This window comes from Microbacterium sp. HM-570, from assembly GCF_054165885.1.
On the sequence record NZ_CM135111.1, the window covers coordinates 1,551,499 to 1,573,952 of the forward strand.

Sequence of the window (22,454 nt, forward strand, 5' to 3'; positions counted from 1 at the left end):
CTGACGACCCAAACGACCCTGTCAGCGCAGCCGGCTCGACCCAAAGAGACCTCTCAGCGCCGCTGTCGCCGACGCGAGTACGCCGCGGCTTGCCGGCTCGAGAGCGCGAGCAGCACGAGGATGTCGAGACTCAAGGTCACGAGAGTCGTTTCGATCCGGATGTCTTGGCCACCGACCCACCACGTCGTGAACGCCGCCGAGATCGACACGACGGCGTACAGCATGACGAGCACGCGTGCCCAGTTGTGTCCCCGGTAGATGAGCACCGCGAGCACCCCCTCGCCCAGGGTCGCGATTCCCCCGATCGTGAGGATCACCGCGAGTCCGAGCGCTTTTTCGTCGTCCGTCAGCGAGACGCCGTCGAGCGCGAGATCGAGGCTGCGGGCGATGTCGCCCCAGTTGAAGGCCAGGGCGACGAGCCACAGCAGGCCCGCGAGCACCCGCAGCATCACGAGGCCCGCGCCGGCGCTGATCGCGGCGGGACGGGACATGTCGGGGTCGTAACCGACCGGCCGGACGAGGTCGCCGGGGGATTCGAACGCGGGGCGTTTCGCGGGCGTCTTCATCGCGCACGCACCCCTTCCGACTCGGCGACCGGCACCGCCTGGGCGACCGCCACCGGCACCGGAACGCCCGAGACATCCACGATCGGCAGATCCCCGTCGGTACGGATGGTGTCGCCACCGCCGTTTCGCGCGTGATAGCCGCTCGAGAAGTCCTTGATGACGTCGATCCGGATCGCGGGCTCGGCCGCGACGAGCGTCTGGATGATGTGGTCGCGCTCGATGTCGGTATCCGCATCGATGCGGTGGGTGACCTGCAGGGTGAAGAGGGAGAGCCCCACGGCCGTGTCGAAGGTGCCCGCGGCGAGCCACTCGACCCGCGTGCCGCCCGGCAGCAGCCATCCGTCCGGGCATTTCCAGAAGCGCACATGATGGCGCTGTGCGGGGTTGCCGTCGACCTCCTGCTGGTAGGCGAAATCCTGCTGCCGGCTGAAGAGAAAAAGGGGGCTGACGGGGGCCTCGTCGTAGCTGCGGCGGCCGAGGGTCGATGTGATGATCCGCCACGACGACGCGAGGGTCACGGGATCGGCGCGTCGCCATCCCGCGGCCTCGAGCGCAGCCTCGATCTCTTCCGCCGTGCCACGGAAGGCCAGGTTGACCGGGTCGCCGAGCAGCCCGTCGCTCGTGCGGGTCCGGCCGATGAAGTAGTCGGGAACGTAGATCGTCGTGAGGATGCGATGGAGCCGCGGCAGCACGAGGTAGGCGAGCATGACCCAGAACACGATCGCGAACGGGATGCCCCACCATCCGACGCGGAACGTTTCTGTGAACCCGAGGTAGGCCAGCCAGATCGCCGCGAGCCCCGCGAAGACGAAGAAGAACCAGTCGAGCGCCACACCCACCGAGTAGCGGCGTCTGCGGTGCGGGGGATCCGACCGTTCCATAGGGTCACTCTAGAGATACCGCGCCCGGCCGTCAGCCCTGACGCCCGGTCACGCCCAGAGCGGCACGTCCGGACGGAACGCGAACGCCTGCTCGACGAGGTCGTCCGGCAGCTCGCCCAGCGACGCCGGTCGCCAGCGCGGCGCACCGTCTTTATCGATCAGACGCGCGCGAACACCTTCCGGCAGGTCCGGCTGGGTGTGAGCGAACCACATCGCCAACCCGTACTCGCGCTCGAGCGTGGTGCGCAGGGTCGCATCCGTGCGAGCCGCCCGAACGGAGGCCAGTGTCACGGTCATCGCAGTCGGAGAGAGCGTTGCGAGCAGGTCGGCGGTGGCGGATGCCTCGGGCTCGGGCCGTTCGCGGAGCCCCGCGATGATCGCCGCCACGTCGGGGGCCGCAAAGACCGAGTCGATCCATGGCCGGCGGCGGGCCAGCTCCGATGGCTCGGGCGACTCGTCGAACAGCATCGCGACCTCGGTGGCACCCCCCGGGTCGGCGCGCGATTCGAGGGCTTCGCGGACGCCGTCGAGCCGCTCTGATGGCACGAGCAGGTCGGCGAATCCGGCGTAGATCGCGTCGGCTGCCGACATGGTCCCGCCCGTCAGGGCGAGGTACTCCCCCGAATGGCCGGGGGCGCGGGCGAGAAGCCGGGTGCCCCCGACATCCGGGGTGAATCCGATTCGCGTCTCGGGCATCGCGAGCGCCGAGCGCTCGGTCACGATGCGCACGGCGGCGTGACCGGCGAGGCCGATGCCGCCGCCCATGGTGACGCCATCCGCGAGAGCCACGATCGGCTTCGGGTACTCCGCGATGGCCGCGTTCAGCGCGTACTCCTCGCGAAAGAACGTCCCGGCACCCTCGGCGTTGCCGGACATGATGCTCTCGGCCAGGCCCCGCACGTCGCCGCCGGCGCACAGCCCCCGGTCGCCCGCGCCCTCGAGCAGGATGCGTTCGACATCGGGTTCGTCGCGCCATGCCTCGAGCGCTTCGCGCAGGCCCCGCACCATCCCGAGGTCGAGCGCGTTGAGCGCTTCGGGACGCTCGAGCACGAGCCGACCGACACCGCGGGTGAAGCGAGCCGAGACGCGCGAGGACTCGAGGGGCTGCGTTCTCATGTCCCGACCGTACCGCCGGTTCCTCTGCGTGGATCCCGTCTCACGCCCGGAAATCGGTCAAGATGAGGGGTACGGCGTCCGAGAGAGAGGTACGGCATGCCCCAAGGCGAGGTTCTGGAGTTCAACGGAGTCACCAAACAATTCGGTGCGGTGGCAGCCGTCCAGGACTTTTCGGCGCGCGTCGAACCGGGAGTCGTGACCGGATTCCTCGGGCCCAACGGCGCCGGAAAGACCACGACGCTGCGCATCCTGCTCGGGCTCGTGCGCGCCACGAGCGGTCGCGCGACCATCGGCGGTACGGCCTATGCCGACCTTGCCTCACCGTTGCGCTCCGTCGGTGCCGCCCTCGAGGCGGCCAGCTTCCACCCCGGGCGCTCCGCCGCCAACCACCTGAAGCTCTACGCGCAAGCCGCGCGGCTCCCCCGCACGCGCGTCGACGAGGTGCTCACGACCGTGGGGCTCGCGGATGTCGCGGGTCGACGGGTCGGCGGATACTCCCTCGGAATGCGTCAACGTCTGGGACTCGCGTTCGCCCTGCTCGGCGATCCCGGGGTGCTCGTGCTGGACGAGCCGACGAACGGCCTCGATCCCGAGGGGATCATCTGGATGCGCGGGCTGCTCCGCGAACTCGCACGCCAGGGACGCACCGTGCTGGTGTCTTCGCACCTGCTCACCGAGGTGCAGCAGACCGCGGACCGGCTCCTGATCATCTCGAACGGGTCCCTCGTCTTCCAGGGGTCGGTCGAAGACCTCGCCGAGCCCGCCGAACAGGCCGTCGTCGTGGATTCGCCGGACCGGCAGGCGCTCGCCGAGGCTCTCACTGCCGCCGGTGTCGCCTACGAGAACCTGCGGACCGGGGTCTCGGTGCGTGGCGGCGACCCCGCCGACATCGGGGCGATCGCCCTCACCGCGGGTGTTGCCCTGTCGGGACTGCAGAAGAAGGGACCCTCGCTCGAAGAGGTCTTCCTGGAGCTGGTCAACGGATCGCGCGTTCACCCGAGCGCCGCGGCGTCGCACACCGCAGCTCCGACAGCCGCTGCTTTGCCCGCGGAACCGGTCGCGGAAGAAGACGTTCCTGGGGAAGTGGTTGCCGAAGAAGTGGTTGCCGAAGGAGCGGCACCCGAAGAAGCGGCACCCGAAGAATCCGTCTCCGACGAGCCCGTGGCGTCGGCCGCCGTCGCGACCGAGGCCCCTGACAGCGCGCCCGCAGAGGCGGGGCCGACTGCCCTGCCCACCACTCCGGACGCGGATGATGACGAGGACGAGGACGAGGCTCTGCCGACCTTTGCCCCCGTGTCGTCGTTCGCGGTCGCCGCGACGGGGGTCATCGAGGTCGTACCCCGCTCATCCGACGACGACGATCCGGACCGGAGTGACGGACGCACCGACACCGGCGCGCATGACGAAGTCCGCGAAAACGACGACAACGAGGAGCGATCATGAGCCTTGTCGCCGCAACCCGCTCCGAAACCACGAAGGTATTCTCGACCGTCGGATGGTGGATCCTCGCGATCGTCCTCGTGCTCTATGTCGGCAGCACGGCCGGCGGTCTTGCCTTCGTTTTCGCGGCCTCGGCATCCGGTGATCTGACGGGCGGCGCCGGTGCCCCGACCGTCCCCGCCGACGGTCTAGCGCCGGTGCTCTACAGCATCGGCGGATCGATCGGATACGTCTTCCCGCTCCTCATCGGCACGCTCATGGTGACGACGGAGTTCCGCCACCAGACGCTCACCCCGACCTTCCTCGCCACCCCGAAGCGCGGCATGGTGCTGTGGGCGAAGCTCGCGGCCGGCGTCGTCATCGGGGCGATGTACGGCCTGATCTCGGTTGTCTCGGCGGCGCTGCCGGCAGCCGGGGTCCTCGCGGGCTTCGGGCTGGACACCGAACTGGGCTCCAGCGACACCTGGGCGCTGTTCGCCCGCACCCTTCTCGCACTCGTGCTGTGGACACTCGTCGGCATCGGCGTCGGCACGCTGGTACGCAACCAGGTCGTCGCGATCGTCATCGTCCTCGCTTTCACGCAGTTCGTGGAGCCGCTCCTGCGTTTGGCGGGAGGGTTCGTCGACTGGCTCGCCGAGGTCACCCGTTTTCTGCCCGGTGCGGCCAGCGACGCCCTGGTCGGGGCGAGCATCTACAACGTGATGGGGGCGGGCGCAGGTGACGCCCTCGAGTGGTGGCACGGTGGCATCGTCCTGCTCGCCTACGCGCTCATCCTGCTGCTGATCGGGCACATCGCCAGCTGGACCCGCGACGTCACCTGACGCGCGAATCGGCGCGGCGCCTGGTTTCAGACGTCAGATTCGGCAACAGGTTCCCTGCCGGGTTCCGTGCCGGGTTCTTTGTCGTCCTCTTTGTCTAGGTCGGCGTCGAGGCGCAGAGCTCGGACGAGTTCGCGGCCGTGGCGCGTCGTGACGAGCAGTCGCTCGTAGTCCTCGTGACCCTCGAGGTCAATGACGACACTGGGACGGCGACCGCGTATGACCGCGAAGTCTCGTCCCGAGCCGGACTTCCACGTGCCGATCGCCACGACGCTCGGCACCGTCGTGGCGGGGCTCGGCACACCGCGGAGCCAGATCCACGCGTCGTCGGTGAGCATGACCTTGGCGATCTGCTCGCGTGCGACCTGAATATTCCCGCGGCGGAATCCGATGGCCCGCTCGATGGGCGACAGCACGACCTCGAGTCGTTCCGAGTCGAGGAGCAGCGTCACCATGCCTCTAGTCTGCCAGCGGCCGGCCGCATCCGCCGCTCGCTTCGCTCACAGTGCGGCAACGATCAGTGAGGCGCCGCGGGTCAGTGAGCAGGGGCGACGGCGGATGCTGCGGCGCGGGCGGCCGCGGGAAGCGCGTCTACAATCCGTCCGAGAGCGACGTCGTCATGCGCGGCGGTGAGGAACCAGGCCTCGTAAACGCTGGGCGGCGGGGCCACGCCGGCGTCGAGCATGGCATGGAAGAAGTTCGGGTACCGCCAGGCATCCTGAGCGTGCACCGTATCGTCGTCGTGGGGGGCCTGCGGTGCGAACGCGACACCGAACAGGCTTCCGGCGCGCGGGACGGAGTGCGCGACACCCGCATCGCTCAAGGCAGCGGTCAGAGCATCGGCGACGACGGATGCCGCGGCATCCACCCGCGCGTAGACCTCGGGCGTCGCTGCGCGCAGCGTCGCGAGCCCCGCCGCGACCGACAGCGGGTTACCCGACAGGGTGCCCGCCTGGTACACCGGCCCGGTGGGGGCGAGCATCTGCATGACATCGGCGCGACCGCCCAGCGCCGCGAGGGGCATGCCGCCGCCGACGACCTTGCCGAAGGTGAAGAGATCCGGCGTGTAGCTCTCGCCCGCATCGTGCTGCAGACCCCAGTAACCGGCGGGGTGGACGCGGAATCCGGTCAGCACCTCGTCGAGGATGAGCAGCGCGCCGTGGGCGTGAACGATGTTGCTGAGCTCGGCGTTGTAGCCGGGCAGAGGCGCGACGACGCCCATGTTGGCGGCCGCGGCCTCGACGATGACGGCGGCGATGCGGTCGCCATGCACCGCGAAGACCTCGCGCACGGCGTCGAGGTCGTTGTAGGGAATGACGAGCGTCTGCGCGGCGATCGGCGCGGGCACCCCCGCGGATCCGGGCAGACCCAGGGTCGCAAGACCCGAGCCGGCAGATGCCAGCAACCCGTCGGAGTGACCGTGGTAGTGCCCGGCGAACTTGACCAGCAGATCGCGGCCCGTGGCGCCGCGGGCAAGACGGATAGCCGTCATCGTCGCCTCGGTACCTGTCGAGACCAGGCGCACGCGCTCGACCGGCCGGTGTTCGCCGACGCTCACGCGCGCGGCGATGAGCTCGGCCAACTCGACCTCGCCCTCGGTCGGCGCGCCGAACGACAGCCCGCGGCCCGCGGCATCCCGCACCGCCTCCACGACCTCGGGAGCGGCATGGCCGAGCAGCGCCGGACCCCACGATGCGACGAGATCGACGTACTCGCGACCGGTTGCATCGGTGATGTAGGCACCGCGCGCCGACGCCATGAACCGCGGCGCCCCGCCCACCGAACCATAGGCCCGAACCGGCGAGTTGACACCACCGGGAATCACCGAGCGGGCGCGGTCGAACAGAAGGGCATTGCGATCATCCATGATTCAATTCTCGTCGCTCACGAGACCCCGCCGCTCACGAGATGTCGTCGCGCAGCCACCCGGCCGCTTCGATGGCGGCGTACGTCAGGATCGCGCCCGCGCCGGCACGACGGATGGCGAGCAGCGCCTCCATCGTGGCCCCACGGCCGTCGATCCAGCCGTTGGCTGCCGCAGCCGCGATCATCGCGTACTCGCCCGACACCTGGTACGCCCAGACCGGAACGTCGACAGCCTCGCGAACCGATGCCAGCACGTCGAGGTAGGGCAGCGCGGGCTTGACCATGACGATGTCGGCGCCCTCTTCGACATCGATGACCGCCTCGCGCACGCCCTCGCGCGCATTGCCGGGATCGAGCTGGTAGGTACGGCGGTCGCCCTTCAGCTGGGAGTCCACGGCCTCGCGGAAGGGGCCATAGAACGACCCCGCGTACTTCGCGGCGTAGGCGAGCAGCGTCGTGTCGGAGAAGCCCGCCGCGTCCAGTCCGGCGCGAACGGCCGCGACCTGGCCGTCCATCATTCCCGACAGCCCGAGCATCTCGGACCCCGCGCGGGCCTGTGCGAGCGCCATCGAGACGTAGCGCTCGAGCGTGGCGTCATTGTCGACGCTTCCGCGGGCATCGAGCACACCGCAGTGACCGTGATCGGTGAACTCGTCGAGGCAGAGGTCGGTCTGCACGACGATGGCGTCGCCCACCTCTTCCACCACGGCGCGCGTCGCGACGTTCAGGATGCCGTTCTCATCGTCGGCGCCCGAGCCGACCGCATCGCGGGTCTCGGGAACACCGAACAGCATGATGCCACCGATTCCCGCCGACGCCGCGCCGACCGCGGCCGCGCGCAACGAATCGAGGGTGTGCTGAACGACCCCCGGCATGGACTCGATCGCCCGAGGCTCGGTGATGCCCTCGCGCACGAAGACCGGAAGGATCAGTTGCGCCGGGGCGAGGCGGGTCTCGCGAACGAGACGTCGCATCGCGGGCGATTGGCGGGTACGACGGGGGCGGCGTTCGGGAAAACTCACGGTGAGAACTCGTCGGCGGCGTGCGGCAGCGCAAGCCGCGAAACCGCGTCGATCAGGGCCGAGACGGTCTGCTGTTCGGCCACGACATCGACGTCGAGCCCTGCGCGCCGCGCGTCTTTCGCCGTGCGCGGACCGATCGCGGCGATAACCGTGCTCGCGGGGATCTCCGGAAACTGCAGGTGCACCTGCTCGGCCACCGACCCGCTCGTCACCAGGATCGCGTTGATGCGGCCGTTGGCGACATCGTGGGCGATGCGCTCGGTCACCGGCACACCGATCGTCCGATACGCGACGACGCTGCGGACGTGATGCCCCGCATCGCTCAGACGCCGGGTCAGGACGGGCTTCGCAATTTCGCTGCGGAGCGTCAGGATACGGCGAGGCTCGGGCTCGAGGGCGATCAACTGGTCGGCCATACCCGCGGCCGAGTTGTCTTGCGTGGGTACGAGGTCGACCCGATATCCCACGGCCTGCAGGGCGGCGGCTGTCGTCTCACCGACGGCAGCGACGCGCGTCGTCACCGGGATATTGACGCGGTGTGCGTAAAGCACGTCGACGGTGGTTGCGCTGGTGACCGTGAGCCAATCGAACCTGCCCGCAATCAGATCCTTGAGCGCCGCGTCGAGCGACGCCTGGTCACTGGTCGGAGCGAAGTTGATCAACGGCGCCACGACGGGAGTCGCCCCCTGCGAGCGCAAGCTCGCGGCAACACCATCACCCCAGGGGCCCCCGCGGGGGACGAGCACGCGCCACCCACTCAGGGGCTTCACCGCTTTCGCGGGACGCTCGGCTGCTGAATTCATGTAGAAGACCCTCGTGACACCAAGTCGGCTGCCCCACCATCAAGGAGTCGACGTGCGATCGCAGCCCCGATCAGCGCTGCTCGCACGGTCGGGTCCGCGCTGTCGGCGGCGTTCGCGCCATCGCCGCCGCCCGTCTGTCGAATATACCCCCTAGCCAGGGGCTCAGCGTGATCGAGCCCGACCCTGTGCGAACCGTCGACCGCGTAGACGACGGCGCGAACACGGACATCGTCATCGGTGACACTCGCGTGGACACCGACCGGAGCGTGACAGCCGGCCTCGATCCGCGCGAGGATTGCGCGCTCGATCGTCACCGCGAAACGGGTGGCGGGGTCTTCGAGCGGAGCGATGGCCGCGAGGATGTCTGGCGAAGCATCCGCTCGCACCTCGATCGCGAGGGCGCCCTGTCCCGCTGCCGTCGGCCATTCCGCCAGACCCAGCGGCTCCAACAGGAGGCCGTCGGCCGAACCGATGCCCCACACGGCCTCGCCGCCGTCCGACTCGATCAGTCCGAGACGCGTCAGCCCGGCTGCGGCCAGCACGACGCCGTCGAGCTCTCCGTCTCGCACCCGAGCGAGCCGCGAGTCCACGTTGCCGCGCAGCTCCGCGACCCGCACGCGCGGCGCACGCCGTCGCAACTGCGCCTGGCGCCGGGGCGATCCGGTACCGATCGTGGCCGCGACGTTCTCTCCCGTACCGAAGTCGGCGAGCAGCGTGCCACGGGTGACCGAAACATCGCGGGGGTCGGCGCGGCGCGGCGTCACCGCTATCCGCAGACCCGGCGCCTCGGCGGTCGGAAGGTCCTTGAGCGAATGGACGAGCAGGTCGCACTCACCGGCGAGGAGTGCCTCGCGAAGACGGGTCGCGAAGACGCCCGTGCCACCGAGCTGCGCCAGCGGCGCGCGCGTGACGTCTCCCTCGGAAACGATCGGGACGAGCTCCACGGGCACCCCGGTCGCCGCGGTGATCGCGTCGGCGACATGTCCGGACTGCGCGAGAGCCAGGGCGCTGCGGCGCGTTCCCAGTCGGAGCGTCCCGGTCGTCACGCTGCGGCCGTCTCTGCAGGACGCGTCACTGCAGAACCTCGGGCACCTCGCTGAGCAGCAGGCGACGGCCCGTGTAGAAGGGCACCTCTTCACGAACGTGCATGCGCGCCTCGGTCGAGCGGAGGTCACGCATCAGGTCCACGAGCTCGACGACATCGTCCGCCTCGAGCGGCAGCAGCCATTCGTAGTCACCGAGGGCGAACGACGCGACGGTGTTCGCCAGCACACCCGTGAACGCCGCGCCCTGACGACCGTGTTCGGCCAGCATCCGCCGCCGATCGGCTTCGGGCAGCAGGTACCACTCGTAGCTCCGGACGAACGGATACAGGCAGAGCCAGCCCTTCGGCTCGATGCCGCGCAGGAATCCGGGCACGTGCGCGCGATTGAACTCAGCGTCCCGGTGGACACCCATCGCGTTCCATGTCGGAAGTAGGTTACGCAACAGCTCGGTGCGGCGGAGGCGGCGGAGATCCCGCTGCAGCTCTTCGGCACTGTCACCGTGCAACCAGACCATCAGGTCGGCGTCGGCACGCATCCCACTGACGTCATAGAAGCCGCGCACAGTGACGCCGCCCTCTTCGATGAGCGAGACGATGTCTTCGAGTTCGGTCTCGTCGACAGCGGCGACGGGTCGATCGGGATCACGCCGCCAGACAGCCCACAGCGTGAAGCCCGAGGGGTGCTCGGTGTCTTCGGGGGCTGCTGTGTCTGGGGCGGTGGATGCGGACGAGTGCGCGTGACTCTCGGTCATACTCCCAGTCTCACCCAGCGCTTCGGATCGGCCAAACCTGGCCCCTCCCCATCGGGCATTTTGCTGTGCAGGTCGGCATCTCTGGCGAAGACGGGGAAAGTGAGATCCGTCCTACGGAACAGAAACGGCGGATGCCCTCGCCGATGCCACGACACGATAGGCCCACCGGTATTTCGAGTTGTCCTGCGGGAACCGGACAATCATGTCCGGACCATCCCGAAACATCAGCGCGAGATCTCAGCACCCGCTAAGCAGGTGAAACCAAGGCGCTCATAGAAGCGGCTCAGACCGCGTTCAGTGTCGTCGAAAGTCAACGCGACAATCGAGGCACCCGACCCGATTGCATCATCCACGCTCGCCCGCACGAGACTTCCACCCAGCCCCTGACGACGTCGGGCGGGCACGACCGCCATCTGGTGAATCATGAGCATTTCCCGGGAAATCGCACTGACTCCCTATGCGACGGATGGGAGGAACGTTAGCGAGCGACAATGCTGGGCTCCTCGGACGGTGAGGAGTCGCCAGCAATAGCGGCGATCGCCTTGCCCAGCACCTCAGCCAGCCGATCATTCTTGCCCGTGTCTTGGGACTCGAATCGTGCGTGCACGAACTCGTCGCGCAGCAGTGTGCCAGGGGCGAACTGGGCCGCATCGATTCGGTAGCCGGCCTGTTCCGCGAGCTGAGCGAAGAACACGAACTGCGTGCGGGTGTTGCCCTCTCCGAAGCCATGAACCACGTTTATCTCACCCCAGCTCTCCGCGAGCTCGTGAATGAACCTTTCCCGCTCGAGCCCGCGCAGATAGTTCTTGTCGGCGAGCTTGGCGTACTCGGCCTCCGCAGCAGCCGTGAGGTGAGGGCCTGCACCGTAGTAGCGGTGTCCGTCCTTCGTCATGAACTGCCCCACCGGTGCGACCCGTTCCTGGCCCGCCCAATCGTAGACGTCCTGGAACACGTAGCGGTGGATCGCCTTCATGTGGTCGTAGTCGAACCGACCCGGCAACGGGTTCTCGCTCAACTCTTGAATCCGCGTGTGAGTGAACGCCTCCTCCATCGCAGCGAGCTTGCCCGGATCAGGTTCGCCATTCGGCGCGCCAGGCGTCGTGAACCTGTTCCTCAACACAGAAGTACCTGGGATGAAATAGTCATCCCAGGTACGAAAGATAGTGCCGCGGGGCATTAGCCCTGCACGTGCCTGCGGATCTCCGCGCGCGCTTCATCCCCCGTCAACTCACGTCGAGCTGCCTGCTTGACGATTGCGCGCAACGCGGGGTCGGTGATCTCGTGGCCAGCCAGAGCGAGAGCTGCATCCGCGAGCGCTAGACGGTCCTCAGCTGCGGTTTGTACCGGCGATGCGGCGGTCAGCGTGCGAACCATGATTGCCCCTCTCGTGGCGTGCTTCGATTCTACCGGTTTCGGGCCAAGAACGGTCTGTTTCGGTTTCGGAACGTGCGGAGATCAGCGCCGCGGCGCGGTATAGAGACGCACGCCTCCCCAGACGGCCATACCGACGAGTGCCGCCGCTCCGACGGCGATCGCGGCCGCCTGCACGGGACGAGTCTGGGCGAAGGCGCGCGCGCGATGCACCGCCCGATCCGTCAGGCGCGCCGCGCGCTTGGGAAGGTTCGCCTTCTCCTCGATCGCCGCGAGTGCAGCCTTCAACTCGGCCCGTGCCTGGGCGACGGGATCGCCCAGCTGCGGCACGAGAGTCCGCGGCAGCGGCACGAGCAGGCTGTCGGGACGGGGCGAATGCGCCTTGTCCGAATTCGTCAGATCAGAACTCATCGCGTACCTCCCGGACGATGTCGAAATCCTCTTTCACGGCACCGATCGGACTCTGCCGCCGGGAAGCTCGCTTGAACCGAACAATGCCGAGCAACACCAGAATCGCGACCACGACGAGCAGACCAGCACCGATCACCAGCGCCGACAGCCACACGGGCCACACGGTCGCCAGCCCGGCGATTGCCGCGGTGCCGAAGACGGGGATCGTCCAGAACAGGACGGCCAGTGCAACCACGAGCCATCCCGCACCGATCCCGTAGTCCTTCGCGGTCTTGGCAAGCCAGGACTTCGCCTGGTCGACCTCAGCGATGACCAGGTTGCGGACGAGTTCGGGAACTTCGCCGACGAGCGTCAGAAGACTGTCGTCGGCGCGGTCTCGCATACCTCGGGGGGATGCCACGGTCAGCTCTTTTTGGCGCCGTCGGTGGACGCTGCGTCGTCGATCTTCTTCTCGATGTTCGAGACGGACCGCTCGGCGGCCTTGGCCACGTCTTCCGAGCCGTCTTTGCCGGCCTTGATCGCCGCGTCGAGTCGCTGACCCGGCGTGGTGTCCTTGCCCTGCACCGCGCGAGTCACCTTGACGGCACCGTTCCACACTGCGCCGGGGATCGCCATCGCGGTGGATGTCGTGAAGTCCTTGGCGCGGTCGACCTGCTTCTGCACGGGGTCGAGGTTCCACACCTTGAGGGCTTGTTCCTTGATCTGTTCGTACCGCTCACGCCCCGCGCGGGTTCCGAGGACGTACCCCGCCGCCAGGCCGATCACGAGTCCCACTTTGCCCCTCATAGGGATCTCCTCACACTCGTGCTACGCCGTTTAGATCTTCGGTCCGAGTCTTTAGGTTAGCCCCGTATGCCAATTTCGGCATCCGGGTTGACATCAGGGACGTCGGTCCCACAAAAGGGCGGTGCGCACGCGCTCGCTCTCCGTCAGAGCATCGGGGACGACCTGCGCCAGTCCCGTTCCCGAGACCCACGCGCCGACGACCCCGAGCCCGGGGACAGCTGCGATGTGGGCGCGAGCCGCCGCTGTCTGCGCCTCTCGACCGATGACCGACGCGGGCTGGCTCTGCGTGTAGCGCTCGCGGTGCGCGCCGACGAGCTGATTCGTGTCGAGCGGAACGCCGAGAAGAGCGGATGCCTCGTTCAGGGCAAGCGCGGCGGCCTCATCGTCTGTCATCCCGGCGGTCGCGGCGGGTTCGCCCTGGCTGCCGAACGACACGCGCGCGACGTGGCGGTGCGGCGCGAGCGCACGCGCTGATTCGGCCAGCCAGGCCCACTTCGCGGTCGCGTGGGTGAGGGCCTTGGCGGTGTACGAACCGGGCACGGTGAGCACGCCCGAACCGCGGGGTGCTGCGTCCAGTGCCGCTGCATCGAGAACGAGCGAGACGACTTCGATCTCGGGCGCGGCGCCCGAGGTTGCGCCGCTCGCGCCGGCCGCATCCGCGTCCGCGTCTGTTTCTGCGGCGGTCGGCGCCTCGCCCGCTCCGGCGTCCAGCGCCGGAACCGAGGGACGCAGCAGGGCCCGCGCCATCCGTTCCTCCGTCGCGACGATCACGGCGTTCGCCGCGAGGGTGCCCGTTTCACCGCCGAGGGTGCCCTCGATCTCGATCTGCCACCCGTCCGGGGTCTGCGTCAGCGCCGCCGCACGCGCCTCCGTGAGCACGGTCACTCCCAGCTCGTCGAGGCGGGCGAGCAGGGCGTCGACGATGCGCCCCATACCCCCGCGGATACCCTCGACCGCTCCCCCGGGCGCCTTGGTCGCCCGTTCGGCACCGAGTACCGAGACGGCGCCGCCGAGGGAGCCCGTGCGTGTGAGGGCGGCGTTCAGCCCGGGCGCTGCGACGTCGACGTCGATGTCGGCGGGGCGGGCCGAGTACACGCCCTGCACGACGGGGGCGACGAGGCGATCGAGCACGCGAGATCCCATCCGCGTCGATACCAAGGCACCGAGGCTGTGGGTGTGACCGATCGTCAGGACCGGCCGCAGGCGATCCAGATAGGCCCGCCAGGCTCCGGGCCAGCCGATGACACGGCGAACATCGGGGTCGAACGGGTTCGCCGGAATACCGAGTACTCCGCCCGCCGGGAGGGGTGCCGCGCCGCCCGGCACGCCAGGAATCCCGCCGAGCCACGCACGACCGCCGCTCGGCGCGACGATCTCTGCCCCGAGGCCCAGCTCGTCGATCAGGCGTCGCACGTGCCCGCCGCGCGTGGCATAACTTTCGGCCCCGACATCCAGAGTCAACCCGCCGACCTCGGCCGTGCGGATCGCCCCACCGACGCGGGGCGACGCCTCGAGCACCGTGACGTCCATCCCGATCCGTGCGCACTCCCAGGCCGCGACGAGCCCCGCGATCCCGCCGCCGACGACGACGACCCGGGTATCGCGGGCGCGTTCGATCAGTTCGGCCGAGAACGGCGCCGAGGCGTCTGGACTCATGTGTCCTCGCCGTCGACGACCGAGTGCGCGAGCTGCACGATGCGGGTCAGCACGTCGGGTTCGGTCTCGGGCGTGACACCGTGACCGAGGTTGAGAACATGGGCGCGGGCTGCGCGTCCACGCTCGAGCACGTCACGCACGTGGGCCTCGAGCACCGGCCACGGAGCCTGCAGCAGCGCGGGATCGATGTTGCCCTGCACGGTGACGTCGGGCCCGAGCACACGGGCGGCATCGTCGAGCGTCGTGCGCCAGTCCACGCCCACCGCATCCGCCAGGCCGTCGAGGCGCATGTCGTCGAGGATCGGACCCGTGCCGACGCCGAAGTGGATGGTCGGCACTCGGCCCGCAACCGCCGACAGGGCGGTGTGCGAGTGTGGCGCGGCGAAGGCCCGGTAATCAGCACGGGAGAGCGAGCCCGCCCACGAGTCGAACAGCTGCACGGCGGATGCGCCCGCCTTTACCTGCACGTCGAGGAACACCCCCGCGACCCGGCCGAGCCAGTCGGCGAGCGCGTGCCACGAGGCGGGATCGGCGTGCATCATCGCGCGCGCACGCAGGTGCTCCTTCGAGGGGCCACCCTCGACGAGGTAGGCGGCCAGGGTGAACGGCGCACCGGCGAAACCGATCAGCGGCGTCGTGCCCAGTTCATCCGTGACCCGTCCGATCGCCTCGGTGACCGAACCGGATGCCTCGGCCACCTCGGCCGGGTCGATCGCCGTCAGGCGGGCAACATCCGCGGCGCTGCGCACCGGGTTCGCGAACACCGGACCCCGGCCTGGTTCGATCTCGACCTCCACACCGGCGAGGCGCAGGGGTACGACGATGTCGCTGAAGAAGATCGCGGCGTCGACATGGTGGCGCCGGACGGGCTGCAGGGTGATCTCAGAGGCGAGTTCGGGGTCGAGGCAGGCATCCAGCATCCGTGTTCCCACGCGCAGTGCCCGATATTCGGGCAGGGAGCGACCCGCCTGACGCATGAACCAGACCGGGGTGCGGTCGGGGCGGTCGCCGCGGAGGGCGCGCAGGAGCGGGGCGTCGGAAAGGTGCATGGCTCCATCCTCCCCCTCCCCGCTGGGTGCGGGCTAACCGGGCGGTGGGGGTGCGCGCGGACGGTAGGCTGAACGGGTGCTGCTGTGTATCTCGGCGAGTCACAAGACCGCCGCCTTCGATCTTCTCGAACGGCTCAGCGTTCACACGACCGATATCGCTCCCCTCATCGCGGAGCACGACTCGTGCGTCCGCGGAGCCGTCGTGCTGGCGACGTGCAACCGCTTCGAGGCCTACGTCGACATGGACGAGCCCGTCACCGCGGCGGGTCCCGTCGGCGTCGAGGCCGTTCTGCTCGCAGCCGAGGCGGCCACGGGCGTCAGCGCTTCCGAGTTCGAGGGTTCGTACCGCGTGGTCACGGGTCCGGATGTTGCAGAGCACCTTTTCGCCGTTGCATCGGGCCTCGAGTCGGTCGTCGTCGGCGAAGGCGAGATCGCGGGTCAGGTGCGTCGGGCGCTGACCGACGCACGCCGGCAGGGCACCACCTCGGGTGAGCTCGAGCGGCTCTTCCAGCGCGCGAGCGAGGCACAGCGGGGTGTGAAGAACGCCACCGCGATCGGCCGCGCCGGGCGCTCACTCGTCCGACTCTCGCTCGAACTCGCCGACAGCCGCTTCACCGACTGGACCGACCTCGACGTCCTCCTCGTCGGCACCGGCGCTTACGCCGCTGCCACGCTCGCAGCGCTCCGCGACCACGGGGCCGAGCGCATCGCCGTCTACTCCCCCTCGGGGCGCGCGAAGGTCTTCGCCGCGAAGCACGGCATCGCATCGATCGACGATGCCGAGTACGCGCGCGCCGCGGCCTCGGCCGATCTCGTCATCACCTGCACCAGCGCCGACCATCACGTGCTCGACGCCGCCGTGCTGCAACGAGGATGCGCCGAACTTGTCGGCGAGCTGCGCCGCATCACCCCCGCAGAGGCTGCGGAATGCCCCGTCTCGCATAGCGCGGGCGCGCGTCGCCTCGTGATCGACCTCGGTCTTCCGCGCAACGTCGACCCGGATGTCGTGACCGTCCCGGGTGTCGACCTGCTTGATCTCGAGACCGTGCGACTGCACGCCCCGCTCGAAGAGCTGCAGGCGACCGCTGAAGCGCGCGAGATCGTGCGGGATGCCGCGCAGAAGTTCGCGCTCGCGGGTCGACGCCAGAGCCTCGCCCCCGCTGTCGTTGCACTCCGCGAACACGCGTTCGCTGTGCTGGAAGACGAGATCGCGCGCGTCCGGGCCCGCGGAGACGAAGACGGCCGCACCGAGCAGGCCATGCGCCATCTTGTGGGCCGTCTGCTCCACATCCCTACGGCTCGTGCGCAGGATCTGGCGGCCCGCGGTCAAGCCGACGACTATGTCGCCGCGCTCGGCACGCTGTTCGGCATCGACGTCACCGCACGGGTTTCGGCAGCGCGGGATGCCGCAGTAGCCGACGACGTCGCCTGATCCGCCCGTGGCACCCGATCCGGCCGCGGCGCCGGGCACCGGCCCATTGGCCCGCGACGTCTACTGGGTCGTCGGGGAGGACCGACAGCTGAACCCCGTCGCGCGTGGCGTGCGCTGGGTCGGCACCGTCGCCGCCGGGCTGCTCGATATCGGGGATGCTCCCGCCCTGAGCGATATCGTCATCCGCCTCGTCTCCGACGACAGCGAAGTCGGGCGAGTACGCCAGGGTTCTTTGGTCGACTTCGAAGGATCGATGCGCGCCCTAGCATCCGATCTCGAAACCATGACCCCCGAGGCGTTCGCCGAAACCTGGCTTCGACACTGACCCCGACCCCGCGTACTTCAGGTCGAAGCGCCGCACGGCGAGTGCAAAACTGAACGCATGACGCTGCACATCACGGGCGACGACGCCGCCGATCGCCTTCTGAGCGATGACCCCCTGGCCCTGCTGATCGGGATGCTGCTGGACCAGCAGGTCGCGATGGAGACGGCCTTCGCCGGGCCCCTGAAGATCCAGGAGCGGGTCGGGTCGGTCGATGCCGCGACCCTCGCGCACTACGATCCCGACCAGCTCGCCGAGGAGTTCAAGAAGTCGCCCGCTGTGCACCGCTACCCCGGATCGATGGCGGGTCGCGTGCAGTCGTTGTGCACCGCGATCGAGGACGATTGGGGAGGAGACGCCTCGGCCCTCTGGATCCGCGACGCCCCCGACGGGCGCGAGGTGCTGAAGCGCCTCAAGGCTCTCCCCGGGTTCGGTGAGCAGAAGGCGAAGATCTTCCTCGCCCTGCTCGGCAAGCAGTACGGGTACGCGGGGGACGGATGGCGCGAGGCATCCGCTCCCTACGGTGAGGACGGTTCGTTCCGAAGCGTCGCCGACATCGTCGGCCCCGAGTCGCTGCTGAAGGTGCGCGAGCACAAGCAAGCGATGAAGGCCGCTGCGAAGGCCTCCTAACGCCACGCGCGCGTTCGGCCGCGCATCCTCACGTCTCGCCGAGTGCGCCGGATGTTCGCGAGTCAGCCTGTTGTTCGCGGCTGCCACGCGGCGCACTCGCCGCTAACCGGCGCACTCGGCACGCGCTGGACCTCGATGCACGCGACGACCCGTGGACGATCGGACCGTGAGAGCACTCCTCGACACCAACATCCTGATCGCGCGATCATCACCGACCGAGCGAGCCGTCGACCTCTCGGGATTCAGCCGCACCTTCGTGAGCGCACTCACCTGGTCGGAGTTGACGAGAGGACTGCATGCGACTTCGAGTCTTGATCACTACAAGGAGCGACTGGCGCGGATCGACGCGGCGCGGCACACGTTCGGAAGTGGGCTCGCCTTCGACGACGAGTGCTTTGCCGCATACGACCGGATCCTGGCGCGCGTCAGCTCTCGAGGGGGCAACGTTCGAGCGCGCGTCCTCGACCGGATGATTGCAGCGACCGCGATCGTCCACGACATGACCGTCATCACCCGCGATCAGTCCGGGTTCGCCGGCTTAGAAGGACTGGTCGACGTCGAGGTGCGGTGACGCCGGGCCTCCCTTGTCGACCTAGGCGCCGCGCAGGCGCTCGCCGAGGTACGCGTGCACCTCGGCGAGCGGCACGCGCTCCTGCACCATCGTGTCGCGGTCGCGCACCGTCACGGCCTTGTCTTCGAGCGAGTCGAAGTCGACCGTGATGCAGAACGGCGTGCCGATCTCGTCCTGGCGGCGGTAGCGACGCCCGATGGCTCCGGCGTCGTCGAAGTCGATGTTCCAGTCGCCGCGCAGATCGGCGGCGAGCTCGCGGGCCATCGGCGAGAGCTGCTCGTTGCGCGAGAGCGGGAGCACCGCGACCTTGATCGGCGCGAGGCGGGGGTCGAGCCCGAGCACCGTGCGGGTGTCGGTGCCGCCCTTGGCGTTCGGCACCTGCTCTTCGCGGTACGCGTCGACGAGGAAAGCCATCATTGCGCGCGTCAGGCCGAACGAGGGCTCGATGACATACGGCGTGTAGCGCTCCCCCGTGGCCTGGTCGAAGTACGACAGGCTCTGACCGGATGCCTCGCTGTGACTCGTCAGGTCGTAATCGGTGCGGTTGGCCACACCCATCAGTTCGCCCCACTGCTTGCCCGGGAACCCGAAGGCGTACTCGACGTCGATCGTGCCCGCGGAGTAGTGCGCGCGGTCTTCCTTCGGCACGTCGTAGCGACGCATGTTGTCGGGGTCGATGCCGAGGTCGATGAACCAGTCCCAGCAGGCTTCGACCCAGTGCTCGAACCACTCCTGCGCCTCGGCGGGAGGCGTGAAGAACTCGATCTCCATCTGCTCGAACTCGCGCGTGCGGAAGATGAAGTTACCGGGCGTGATCTCGTTCCGGAACGACTTGCCGACCTGGCCGATGCCGAACGGCGGCTTCTTGCGCGAGGCCGTGAGCACGTTGGTGAAGTTCACGAAGATGCCCTGCGCCGTCTCGGGACGCAGGTAGTGCAGGCCGGTCTCGTCGTCAACGACCCCGAGGTACGCCTTGACCAGACCCGAGAATGCCTTCGGCTCGGTGTACTGGCCCTTCGTGCCACAGTTCGGGCAGGGGATGTCGGCGAGACCGTTCTCGGCCGCGCGACCCTTGCGGGCCTCGAAGTCCTCGATCAGGTTGTCGGCGCGGAACCGCTTGTGACAGTGCAGGCACTCCACGAGCGGGTCGGTGAACGTTGCGACGTGACCGGATGCCTCCCACACACGCTTGGGCAGGATGATCGACGAGTCGAGGCCGACCATGTCGCCCCGGCCGCGCACGAACGTCTGCCACCACTGGCGGCGGATGTTCTCTTTCAGCTCGGTACCGAGGGGGCCGTAGTCCCACGCCGAGCGAGAGCCGCCGTAGATCTCACCGGCTTGAAAGACGAAGCCGCGGTGGCGGGCGAGGGCGATGACCTTATCGAGGCGGGACTGTTCGGCCATGGTGGCTCCAATGGTCGGTGTGGCGGGGCGCGATTGCACGAGATCACGGGCGCGGCAGGGCTTGCAATATGGCCGCGGCATCCTTCCCCGATCTTAGTCGCGGCAATGTGCGAGGCGTCCGCAAGGGGGTTGCACGCCGCGCGCAGCGACCTAGCATCGGAACATGACTGAGCGCGAGTTCGATGTCGTGGTGATCGGTGCGGGACCCGTCGGCGAGAACGTCGCCGACCGAGCCGTGCAAGGCGGACTCACCGTCGCAATCGTCGAGGGTGAGTTGGTCGGCGGCGAGTGTTCGTACTGGGCGTGCATGCCGACGAAGGCTCTGCTGCGACCGGGTGCCGCGCTGCGTGCGGCGCGGAGCGTCCCGGGCGCGCGCGAGGCCTTCGGCGCTCCCCTCGACGTCGAGACGGCGCTGCAGTTCCGCGACACAGCGACGTCCGGGTGGGATGACGCGGGTCAGGTGTCGTGGCTCGACAGCGCGGGCATCACCCTCGTGCGCGGACACGGACGGATCGCCGGTGCGCGCCGCGTCGAGGTGACGACCCCGGATGGCTCTGTCGAGACGCTCATCGCACGTCACGCAGTCGCGGTCTGCACCGGGACATCCGCAATCATCCCCGATATTCCGGGCCTGGCCGAGGCATCCCCCTGGACCAATCGAGAGGCGGCGGCCGTGCAGGTCGTCCCCGAGCGCCTCGTGATCGTCGGGGGCGGGGTCGTCGCCTCGGAGTTCGCGACGGCATTCTCGAGCCTCGGCTCGCACGTGACGATGCTCGTCCGCGGCGATGCGCTGCTCACGGCGAACGAACCGTTCGCCGGCGAACTCGTGCTCGACGCGCTGCGCGAGGAAGGGGTCGACGTTCGCACCGAGACTTCTGCGGCGCGCATCGATCGGACAGCAGATGGCACACTCACCATCTCTCTCGGCGATTCCCCCGACGCCGAAACCCTGCACGCCGACGAGATCCTGATCGCCACGGGTCGCCACCCCCGCACGGACGACATCGGTCTCGACTCGATCGGTCTGGAGGCCGGGCGCTCGCTGGAGACCGACGACACCCTGCGTGTGCTGGGCGCGGACGGAAAGCCGATCGGTGCGGGCGGCGACGAGCCGGGCTGGCTGTATGCGGTGGGCGACGTCAACGGCCGAGTGCTGCTGACGCACCAGGGCAAGTACCAGGCGCGTGCGGCCGGAGACGTTATCGCGGCTCGCGCCCTCGAGCAGCCCATCGACGACGCCCCCTGGGGCCGCCACGTGGCAACCGCGGATCACGCCGCGGTTCCACAGGTCGTCTTCACCGAACCCGAGGTCGCGGCGGTGGGCATCACCGCGGCCGAGGCCGAGCGTGCCGGCCGCGAGGTCACGGTCGTCGACTACGACCTGCACAACATCGCCGGAGCCTCGGTCACGGCGCAGGGATACACGGGTCGCGCGCGCCTGATCGTGGATCCCGCCACCCGCACGGTGGTCGGCGCGACCTTCGTCGGGGCCGGTGTCGCCGATCTGCTGCACTCGGCGACCATCGCGGTTGTCGGCGAGGTACCGATCGAGCGACTCTGGCATGCCGTGCCGTCGTACCCGACGCTCAGCGAGGTGTGGCTGCGCCTGCTCGAAAGCCTCGGACGCGAGACCGCCTAACCACCGAAGCCGCACCAGTCGGCGACCCAGGCGAGGATCTCGCCCTTGATCTCGGCGGGCACCGCCACCTCGACCACACCCGCGGCGCCACCCGTCGCAACGGTGATATCGAAGATCGTGCCGCGCTTGTCCTCCATCACCGCGTGCGGGTCGCAACGCAACGGCACGAGAGGCACACGCACCCGCTGGGGTTCGCCCGAGCCGTCCACCTCGGCACCGACGACGAACGATGCCGCACCGGCCGTATCGAACATCAGCAGCGGCGTCGTCTCGACCGTCTCGATACGCGCCGACCCCGCCCCGTCTGCGGGGTCGATCTCGAGCGTCAGTGACGCTGGAGCCCCAACATCCGACGGCTCGAACGCAGCCCACGACAGCGCCACGACTTCGGCGAGGCGTTCGCGCAGGCACTCCTTCTGGTGCAGCAGCGGTATGAAGGCGAGGGAGTCGGGAACGGATGCCTCGGCCACCCCGGTACGACCGCCCAACTCGTACTCCAGCTCGAGGGTGGTCGACTCGGCGGCCCCATCCTTGTCGCACACGACCGGTGGAAGATCGACCCGCATGTCGAGGGTGCGCCCCGCGGACACCGGCGAGCGCTTGTCACGCACGATCGGCGTTTCGAACCGCGCGTCGGTGAGTGAGATGCGTGTGACCACCAGGTCGTCTTCGCCCGCATTCTTCAGCCGGAGTTCGGCCGCACGATCCACGACATCCGAACGCAGCTGGATCAGCTCGACACTCACGCCCGCGGGCAGCTCCCCCGGCTGCGGATCGGACGGGGCGCACGCCGTGATCGCGAGCCCGAACATGAGCAGGGCGACAACCGCCGCGATCCCGCGCGTCACGTCAGCCGTCCATCACTTCGAGC

General features: G+C 68.9%; 26 protein-coding genes. 7 read left to right on the forward strand and 19 right to left on the reverse strand.

Annotated elements, in window-relative coordinates; genetic code table 11:
- Positions 1–53 precede the first annotated feature (53 nt).
- From ACT9TC_RS07330 to ACT9TC_RS07340, 3 genes are read right to left on the reverse strand one after another with little or no spacing between them, the layout of a single operon-like run.
- Positions 54–566 (reverse strand): hypothetical protein, encoded by a 513-nt coding sequence (locus ACT9TC_RS07330; protein WP_458042706.1) that lies wholly within the window; start codon positions 564–566, stop codon positions 54–56.
- Positions 563–1,447: an LssY C-terminal domain-containing protein gene (locus ACT9TC_RS07335; protein WP_458042707.1), complete on the reverse strand. Its 885-nt coding sequence runs from the start codon at positions 1,445–1,447 to the stop codon at positions 563–565. Before ACT9TC_RS07335 ends, ACT9TC_RS07330 begins: the two co-directional genes overlap by 4 nt.
- A 48-nt stretch (positions 1,448–1,495) precedes the next feature.
- Complete coding sequence (locus ACT9TC_RS07340; protein ID WP_458042708.1) at positions 1,496–2,563, reverse strand: enoyl-CoA hydratase/isomerase family protein; 1,068 nt, start codon at positions 2,561–2,563, stop codon at positions 1,496–1,498.
- A 96-nt stretch (positions 2,564–2,659) separates the two neighbouring features.
- Here ACT9TC_RS07340 and ACT9TC_RS07345 point away from each other — a divergent pair, with 96 nt between their 5' ends.
- Together ACT9TC_RS07345 and ACT9TC_RS07350 are read left to right on the forward strand one after the other, a co-directional pair.
- Positions 2,660–4,006: an ABC transporter ATP-binding protein gene (locus ACT9TC_RS07345; RefSeq protein ID WP_458042709.1), complete on the forward strand. Its 1,347-nt coding sequence runs from the start codon at positions 2,660–2,662 to the stop codon at positions 4,004–4,006.
- A complete protein-coding gene (locus ACT9TC_RS07350; protein ID WP_458042710.1) occupies positions 4,003–4,824 on the forward strand; it encodes an ABC transporter permease in 822 nt (273 codons plus the stop codon). Before ACT9TC_RS07345 ends, ACT9TC_RS07350 begins: the two co-directional genes overlap by 4 nt.
- A gap of 26 nt (positions 4,825–4,850) precedes the next feature.
- Here the strand turns inward: ACT9TC_RS07350 and ACT9TC_RS07355 are convergent, their stop codons facing one another.
- From ACT9TC_RS07355 to hemE, 14 genes are all read right to left on the reverse strand, one after another.
- Positions 4,851–5,276 carry a hypothetical protein gene (locus tag ACT9TC_RS07355; protein ID WP_458042711.1) on the reverse strand — a complete coding sequence of 142 codons (426 nt, stop codon included), beginning with the start codon at positions 5,274–5,276 and terminating at the stop codon, positions 4,851–4,853.
- 80 nt (positions 5,277–5,356) lie between these two features.
- On the reverse strand, positions 5,357–6,688 hold the full coding sequence (hemL, locus tag ACT9TC_RS07360) for a glutamate-1-semialdehyde 2,1-aminomutase (protein WP_458042712.1): 1,332 nt from the start codon (positions 6,686–6,688) through the stop codon (positions 5,357–5,359).
- Between the two features lie 34 nt (positions 6,689–6,722).
- A complete protein-coding gene (hemB, locus tag ACT9TC_RS07365) occupies positions 6,723–7,709 on the reverse strand; it encodes a porphobilinogen synthase (RefSeq protein WP_458042713.1) in 987 nt (328 codons plus the stop codon).
- Entirely contained in the window at positions 7,706–8,512 is an 807-nt protein-coding gene (locus ACT9TC_RS07370; protein WP_458042714.1) for a uroporphyrinogen-III synthase, read from the reverse strand. The genes hemB and ACT9TC_RS07370 overlap by 4 nt, the downstream gene beginning before the upstream one ends.
- Positions 8,509–9,558, reverse strand: coding sequence for a hydroxymethylbilane synthase (gene hemC / locus ACT9TC_RS07375; protein ID WP_458042715.1), 1,050 nt, complete (start codon positions 9,556–9,558; stop codon positions 8,509–8,511). Before hemC ends, ACT9TC_RS07370 begins: the two co-directional genes overlap by 4 nt.
- 25 nt (positions 9,559–9,583) lie before the next feature.
- Positions 9,584–10,309, reverse strand: coding sequence for a hydrogen peroxide-dependent heme synthase (gene hemQ, locus ACT9TC_RS07380; RefSeq protein WP_458042716.1), 726 nt, complete (start codon positions 10,307–10,309; stop codon positions 9,584–9,586).
- A 224-nt stretch (positions 10,310–10,533) separates the two neighbouring features.
- Positions 10,534–10,752 carry a GNAT family N-acetyltransferase gene (locus ACT9TC_RS07385; protein ID WP_458042892.1) on the reverse strand — a complete coding sequence of 73 codons (219 nt, stop codon included), beginning with the start codon at positions 10,750–10,752 and terminating at the stop codon, positions 10,534–10,536.
- A gap of 35 nt (positions 10,753–10,787) precedes the next feature.
- Positions 10,788–11,360 (reverse strand): Fic/DOC family protein, encoded by a 573-nt coding sequence (locus ACT9TC_RS07390; RefSeq protein ID WP_458042717.1) that lies wholly within the window; start codon positions 11,358–11,360, stop codon positions 10,788–10,790.
- Between the two features lie 125 nt (positions 11,361–11,485).
- Positions 11,486–11,683 carry a hypothetical protein gene (locus ACT9TC_RS07395; protein ID WP_458042718.1) on the reverse strand — a complete coding sequence of 66 codons (198 nt, stop codon included), beginning with the start codon at positions 11,681–11,683 and terminating at the stop codon, positions 11,486–11,488.
- Between the two features lie 81 nt (positions 11,684–11,764).
- A complete protein-coding gene (locus ACT9TC_RS07400; RefSeq protein WP_458042719.1) occupies positions 11,765–12,091 on the reverse strand; it encodes a hypothetical protein in 327 nt (108 codons plus the stop codon).
- A complete protein-coding gene (locus ACT9TC_RS07405) occupies positions 12,081–12,491 on the reverse strand; it encodes a phage holin family protein (protein ID WP_458042720.1) in 411 nt (136 codons plus the stop codon). Before ACT9TC_RS07405 ends, ACT9TC_RS07400 begins: the two co-directional genes overlap by 11 nt.
- Positions 12,492–12,493: 2 nt before the next feature.
- Positions 12,494–12,877: a hypothetical protein gene (locus ACT9TC_RS07410; RefSeq protein ID WP_458042721.1), complete on the reverse strand. Its 384-nt coding sequence runs from the start codon at positions 12,875–12,877 to the stop codon at positions 12,494–12,496.
- Positions 12,878–12,970: 93 nt separating this feature from the next.
- Positions 12,971–14,533, reverse strand: a complete 1,563-nt coding sequence (locus tag ACT9TC_RS07415) for a protoporphyrinogen/coproporphyrinogen oxidase (RefSeq protein ID WP_458042722.1) — start codon at positions 14,531–14,533, stop codon at positions 12,971–12,973.
- Positions 14,530–15,582 (reverse strand): uroporphyrinogen decarboxylase, encoded by a 1,053-nt coding sequence (gene hemE, locus ACT9TC_RS07420; RefSeq protein WP_458042723.1) that lies wholly within the window; start codon positions 15,580–15,582, stop codon positions 14,530–14,532. Before hemE ends, ACT9TC_RS07415 begins: the two co-directional genes overlap by 4 nt.
- Positions 15,583–15,658: 76 nt before the next feature.
- Between hemE and ACT9TC_RS07425 the strand changes: the two genes are divergently transcribed.
- The 4 genes from ACT9TC_RS07425 to ACT9TC_RS07440 all read left to right on the forward strand — a co-directional run bounded on the left by ACT9TC_RS07425 (position 15,659) and on the right by ACT9TC_RS07440 (position 18,537).
- Positions 15,659–17,014, forward strand: a complete 1,356-nt coding sequence (locus ACT9TC_RS07425; protein ID WP_458042724.1) for a glutamyl-tRNA reductase — start codon at positions 15,659–15,661, stop codon at positions 17,012–17,014.
- 7 nt (positions 17,015–17,021) lie between these two features.
- Entirely contained in the window at positions 17,022–17,339 is a 318-nt protein-coding gene (locus ACT9TC_RS07430) for a hypothetical protein (RefSeq protein ID WP_458042725.1), read from the forward strand.
- Between the two features lie 57 nt (positions 17,340–17,396).
- Positions 17,397–17,966: an HhH-GPD-type base excision DNA repair protein gene (locus ACT9TC_RS07435; protein WP_458042726.1), complete on the forward strand. Its 570-nt coding sequence runs from the start codon at positions 17,397–17,399 to the stop codon at positions 17,964–17,966.
- 166 nt (positions 17,967–18,132) lie between these two features.
- A complete protein-coding gene (locus ACT9TC_RS07440; protein ID WP_458042727.1) occupies positions 18,133–18,537 on the forward strand; it encodes a PIN domain-containing protein in 405 nt (134 codons plus the stop codon).
- Between the two features lie 21 nt (positions 18,538–18,558).
- On the opposite strand, the gene ACT9TC_RS07445 is transcribed toward ACT9TC_RS07440, so the two are convergent.
- A complete protein-coding gene (locus tag ACT9TC_RS07445) occupies positions 18,559–19,944 on the reverse strand; it encodes a glycine--tRNA ligase (RefSeq protein ID WP_458042728.1) in 1,386 nt (461 codons plus the stop codon).
- 163 nt (positions 19,945–20,107) lie between these two features.
- On the opposite strand from ACT9TC_RS07445, the gene ACT9TC_RS07450 reads away from it, so the two are divergent.
- Complete coding sequence (locus tag ACT9TC_RS07450) at positions 20,108–21,583, forward strand: dihydrolipoyl dehydrogenase family protein (protein WP_458042729.1); 1,476 nt, start codon at positions 20,108–20,110, stop codon at positions 21,581–21,583.
- Here ACT9TC_RS07450 and ACT9TC_RS07455 read toward each other — a convergent pair.
- Positions 21,580–22,431: a hypothetical protein gene (locus ACT9TC_RS07455; protein ID WP_458042730.1), complete on the reverse strand. Its 852-nt coding sequence runs from the start codon at positions 22,429–22,431 to the stop codon at positions 21,580–21,582. The genes ACT9TC_RS07450 and ACT9TC_RS07455 overlap by 4 nt on opposite strands.
- Between the last annotated feature and the right edge of the window lie 23 nt (positions 22,432–22,454).

Bases quoted from the DNA above. Each gene is read 5' to 3' on its own strand.
- ACT9TC_RS07370 (WP_458042714.1), bottom strand. From the start codon at position 8,512: ATGAATTCAGCAGCCGAGCGTCCCGCGAAAGCGGTGAAGCCCCTGAGT.
- ACT9TC_RS07335 (WP_458042707.1), bottom strand. From the start codon at position 1,447: ATGGAACGGTCGGATCCCCCGCACCGCAGACGCCGCTACTCGGTGGGT.
- hemL (WP_458042712.1), bottom strand. From the start codon at position 6,688: ATGGATGATCGCAATGCCCTTCTGTTCGACCGCGCCCGCTCGGTGATT.
- hemQ (WP_458042716.1), bottom strand. From the start codon at position 10,309: ATGACCGAGAGTCACGCGCACTCGTCCGCATCCACCGCCCCAGACACA.
- ACT9TC_RS07390 (WP_458042717.1), bottom strand. From the start codon at position 11,360: ATGGAGGAGGCGTTCACTCACACGCGGATTCAAGAGTTGAGCGAGAAC.
- ACT9TC_RS07415 (WP_458042722.1), bottom strand. From the start codon at position 14,533: ATGAGTCCAGACGCCTCGGCGCCGTTCTCGGCCGAACTGATCGAACGC.
- hemE (WP_458042723.1), bottom strand. From the start codon at position 15,582: ATGCACCTTTCCGACGCCCCGCTCCTGCGCGCCCTCCGCGGCGACCGC.
- ACT9TC_RS07450 (WP_458042729.1), top strand. From the start codon at position 20,108: ATGACTGAGCGCGAGTTCGATGTCGTGGTGATCGGTGCGGGACCCGTC.
- ACT9TC_RS07340 (WP_458042708.1), bottom strand. From the start codon at position 2,563: ATGAGAACGCAGCCCCTCGAGTCCTCGCGCGTCTCGGCTCGCTTCACC.
- ACT9TC_RS07355 (WP_458042711.1), bottom strand. From the start codon at position 5,276: ATGGTGACGCTGCTCCTCGACTCGGAACGACTCGAGGTCGTGCTGTCG.
- ACT9TC_RS07330 (WP_458042706.1), bottom strand. From the start codon at position 566: ATGAAGACGCCCGCGAAACGCCCCGCGTTCGAATCCCCCGGCGACCTC.
- ACT9TC_RS07395 (WP_458042718.1), bottom strand. From the start codon at position 11,683: ATGGTTCGCACGCTGACCGCCGCATCGCCGGTACAAACCGCAGCTGAG.
- ACT9TC_RS07410 (WP_458042721.1), bottom strand. From the start codon at position 12,877: ATGAGGGGCAAAGTGGGACTCGTGATCGGCCTGGCGGCGGGGTACGTC.
- ACT9TC_RS07435 (WP_458042726.1), top strand. From the start codon at position 17,397: ATGACGCTGCACATCACGGGCGACGACGCCGCCGATCGCCTTCTGAGC.
- ACT9TC_RS07400 (WP_458042719.1), bottom strand. From the start codon at position 12,091: ATGAGTTCTGATCTGACGAATTCGGACAAGGCGCATTCGCCCCGTCCC.
- ACT9TC_RS07445 (WP_458042728.1), bottom strand. From the start codon at position 19,944: ATGGCCGAACAGTCCCGCCTCGATAAGGTCATCGCCCTCGCCCGCCAC.
- ACT9TC_RS07350 (WP_458042710.1), top strand. From the start codon at position 4,003: ATGAGCCTTGTCGCCGCAACCCGCTCCGAAACCACGAAGGTATTCTCG.
- ACT9TC_RS07345 (WP_458042709.1), top strand. From the start codon at position 2,660: ATGCCCCAAGGCGAGGTTCTGGAGTTCAACGGAGTCACCAAACAATTC.